This window comes from Frankia sp. CeCAU1 (assembly GCF_977971845.1).
The window spans coordinates 4,694-8,711 of sequence record NZ_CDWWXA010000171.1; the positions used below are offsets into that span (position 1 = coordinate 4,694).

A 4,018-nucleotide genomic window follows, 5' to 3' on the forward strand; every position below is an offset into this window, starting at 1 on the left:
TAATCAGGCGTCGCCGTAAGGCCGTCCGTGACGGAGGTTGACGGGTCGGGAATCGGTCCGGCGTGTCGGTCACGGACTGCGAATCTGTAGTCGATAAGTTACGAGACGTGACGGACGTTGTGGAGTCGTGCCGGACGCAGCGGCTCGTGCTGCCGGACGGTGCGACGAGCTGGACGGTGCTCGGACCGGACTACCGGGTGGTCGGGCCGGCGGAGGAGTTCCTGGAGTATCTGCGGGCGCAGGGCTCCTCGCCGAACACGGTGCGCTCGTATGCGCGGGCGCTCGCGCTGTGGTGGAGCTATCTGGCGGTGTTCGGCTTGGCCTGGGACGCGGTGACGCTGGCGGGGGTCGGCGGGTTTCTGACGTGGCTGCGTTCCGGGGACGGGCCGGATGTGGTGTCGATCGAGCCGCGGGCCGCGCGGGTCGCCGCGTCGACGGTCGCGAACCGGCTGCGGGCTATGACGTCCTGCTACCGCTACCACGAGCTCAACGGCGTGCCGCTCGGCGGCGACCTTGTTCGGCTGGTGCATGGCGGGCGGGCGGCCTACCGGCCGATGCTCGAGCACGTCGCGCGCAGGCGGGGCCGGGAGCGGGCGGTCGTGCGGGTCCGCACCCCGTCGCGGCAGGCACCTCCGGTGCTCACGCCGTCGCAGATCGAGCTGATCTGCGACACGTGCGCGACGTTCGACGCGGCCACGGGCAGGTGGCAGGGGCAGGTGCGTGACCGGCTGCTGTGGTCGCTGCTGGCGGAAAGCGGCCTGCGCCTGGGTGAGGCGCTGGGTCTGCGGCACCGGGACTGGCACACCGGCCGCGGTGACACCCCGTTCCTCGAGGTCGTCCCGCGGGAGCATCCGCACCGGGTCCGGGTCAAGGGCGGCCGCTACCGGCGGATCTATGTGTCGGACGTGCTCGACCGGCTCTATGGCGAGTACCTCTGGCAGCTGTGCGATGCCGGCGTCGACCAGGCAGTGGCCGATCTGGACACGGCGCCGGTGTTCGTGAACGTCGCGGGCGGGACGCGATTCGCGCCGTGGCGACCGGAGACGGTCTACGACCTGGTCCGCCGGCTGCGCCGCGACCTCGCCGGGAAGGTCCCGACGGGCTGGGCGCCCCACTGGCTGCGTCACTCGCACGCGACCGCCCTGCTGCTGGCAGGGGTGCCGGTGCACGTCGTGTCCCGCCGGCTCGGCCACGCCGACGTGCAGACCACGCTGGAGATCTACGCCCACGTGACCGAGGACACCGACGCGCGAGCAGCGGCGAGCTGGCGGGCGTTCACCGCCGGCTGGCGCCCCCAGGCCGTGGCCGGCGGCGGACAGATCGGACCGTGCTCGTGAACATCACGGTCGAGGAAGTCATGGACAACCTGGCCGCCGCGGGGTGCGGATATGCCCCCGTGATCCTGGACCAGTTGTGGGCGACGGTTCCTGATGACCTGCGGCTGGGCCGGCTGTCGGCGGCGACGGTGCCCGAGCGCTACCGCAACGCGTTCACCGCGGCCGCCCCGAGCAACGCGATCCTCGTCGAGAGACTGCCGGAGCCGATGGGCCGCGAGCTGACCTGGTGCTGCCTGAGGGTGATAGAGCTGGGCGGGAAGATCGCGCTACCGGGGGTGGCGATGCTGACCCGCCGCCTCGCCGAGGCCGTCGCCGACCTCGGCGCTCGCGGCCCCGTCTCGCTGATGGACCTGCCCGCGCGGGACTGGTGTCAGCAGTTCTCGTTGGCGGTCCACCGGCGCAAGGGCAGGCTGCCGACCGCGCGCTCGACGCAGACCGTGCGGGAGACCTTGGTGCGGTTCCTGCGGCTGCTCGCCCTCGCCTACGACACCAGACCCTGGTGGCAGCGGGAGTCCTGGAACCCGGTCGAGGATCCCCGCATCCCGCTGCGCGCGCACGAGCCCCAGGGTCGCGAGGCGATCTACTTCCAGCGCGTCAGTGCGTCCCGGCTGCGCCTCGGCCTGCAGTGGTACTGCAAGATCAGCCTCGAGACCGGGGCGCTGCGATGGTCGACCGTCGGCCAGCGGGTGTTCGCCATGACCATGTTCGACGCGTTCCTCGCGAGCCGCGGCGGGCGTCCCACCCACCTGGCCGACACACCGGAGGGGGTGCGGGCCCTCATGCTCGACTACCTCGGCCACGTCCGTGCCTCGCGGGCCAGCCGCGGGCCGACCGAGGGACAGCCGCTGTCCGCGAACCACATGAAGATCCTGCTGATCTCTGTCGAGCAGTTCTACGCCTTCATGCACGACCACAAACACGAGGCCGCGGCGGCACTGGGCGACCCAGGCTGGCTGCGCCTCGGACCGCAGCATGCGGCGTTCTACCGGCGCGGCGAGATCCCCCGCCCCGTGGCGCACCGCGACACCGAGCAAAACGTCATCCCCGAGGCCGCGTTCACGCAGATCATGGCCAGCATCGGGATGCTCGGCGATCCGGTGGCCGACGGAGGGTTCGGCGACGAGCAGGCCATGCGGATCATGATGCTGCAGACGCGGCTCGGCCGGCGGATCAGCGAACTGCTCCTGCTCGACCACGACCCGCTCTGCGCGCTCGCCATGCAGGCGCCGTCCGACGAGGAGCCGGACGCGTTCGCCGCCCGGTTCCGCCACCAACAGACCAAGATCGACGGTGCGCCGGACACGGTCCTGGTCGACCGCGAGATCGTGACGATCATCCGCGCGCAACAGGAATGGGCGTCCGGATGGATCGCTCGCCACGGCGCGCCGGGAGCGACGCCGCGTTACCTGTTCCTGGGCGAGAAGATGAACCGCCACGGCAACCGGCCCTACGTGTCGAGCACCCTGCACCGGATGCTCACCGAGATGGCCCGCCGGCTCGATATCCGCGACGACGTCGGCCGTCTGGTCGACTTCCAGCGCACGCACCGCTTCAGGCACACGAAGGCGACCAGCCTGCTCAACGCCGGGGTGCCGATCCACGTCGTGCAGCGCTACCTCGGGCATCTGTCCCCGACGATGACGATGCACTACGCGAAGACCCTCACCGAGACCCACGAGGCGGAGTTCCTGCGCTACCGCAAGCGCACAGCCGACGCCCGCGAACTCGCCATGCCGGCGGCCGATCTCTACGACCTGCTGCATCTCGACAGCCGCACCGACCGGATCCTGCCGAACGGCTACTGCCTGCTGCCACCACGGCAGTCCTGCGACCGGGGAAACGCCTGCCTGACGTGCGACAAGTTCACCACCGACGCGACGTTCCTGCCCGAACTGCGCGCCCAGCACCGCCGCACCCTGACCCTCATCGACACCCGCCAGGCAGCGTTCACCGCCCGCACCGGCACCCCGATGGGCACCGACAACGTCTGGCTCGCCGGCCGCCACCGCGAGGCGGCCGCCCTCGAAGCGGTCATCGCCGCCCTCGACGCCGACACCGCCGCGCAGGGGCAGCCAGTCCGCGGCGCCGGGGTCGTCGCCCGCACCGACGCCACGGCCCGCCGCGCGACCGGCGACCTGGGACGGGGCCAGCCCGATGGCCGGTAACCTCGACAACCTGCGCAGGGCCACCGCGACGCGCACCGCCACCGCCGTGACCAGAGCCGAAAAGACGCTCGAGGAGATGCGCGCCGCCGACGAGCCGGTCACCTTCCGCGGCCTGGCCGCCCGCTCCGGGGTCTCCCTGGACTTCCTCTATCGACACACCGGCCTGCGCAGCCGGATCGAGCAGTTGCGCGCGACACAGACCGCCCAGCCATCCCGACCGGCGGAACCGGACCAGCCGAGCAACGTCGTGCGGACACTGACCGCGCAGCTCAGCGAACTCAAGGCCCGCCACCGCGCCGAGATCACCGCGCTGAACGAGGCGCTCGCCGCAGCCCACGGGGAGAACCTGATACTCCGCCGCCGCCTCGGCCCCAACGCCACGGCCGGCACCGACACCAACCCCAACGACCCGTGAGCGCCACCCGGACACAGTCGTCACGTGACGACCGCCCCCAGCGCGGCGCCGGACGACCCCACGCGGCGCTATCCCTGCCTCGGCGCCTCGACGCCAACCCC

At 71.7% G+C, this 4,018-nt stretch carries 3 protein-coding genes; all 3 read left to right on the plus strand.

Going from position 1 to position 4,018, the window contains the following annotated elements:
• The first annotated feature begins 107 nt into the window (after window positions 1-107).
• From AC08OO_RS20925 to AC08OO_RS20935, 3 genes are read left to right on the plus strand one after another with little or no spacing between them, the layout of a single operon-like run.
• On the plus strand, window positions 108-1,337 hold the full coding sequence (locus AC08OO_RS20925) for a tyrosine-type recombinase/integrase (protein WP_476611402.1): 1,230 nt from the start codon (window positions 108-110) through the stop codon (window positions 1,335-1,337).
• Window positions 1,334-3,502 (plus strand): tyrosine-type recombinase/integrase, encoded by a 2,169-nt coding sequence (locus AC08OO_RS20930; protein WP_476611401.1) that lies wholly within the window; start codon window positions 1,334-1,336, stop codon window positions 3,500-3,502. The genes AC08OO_RS20925 and AC08OO_RS20930 overlap by 4 nt, the downstream gene beginning before the upstream one ends.
• Window positions 3,492-3,917, plus strand: a complete 426-nt coding sequence (locus tag AC08OO_RS20935) for a DUF6262 family protein (protein ID WP_023841376.1) — start codon at window positions 3,492-3,494, stop codon at window positions 3,915-3,917. Before AC08OO_RS20930 ends, AC08OO_RS20935 begins: the two co-directional genes overlap by 11 nt.
• The last annotated feature ends 101 nt before the right edge of the window (window positions 3,918-4,018 follow it).

What these genes read in the sequence shown, in the direction of transcription:
- AC08OO_RS20935 (WP_023841376.1), top strand. Translation starts at nt 3,492, where the DNA reads ATGGCCGGTAACCTCGACAACCTGCGCAGGGCCACCGCGACGCGCACC.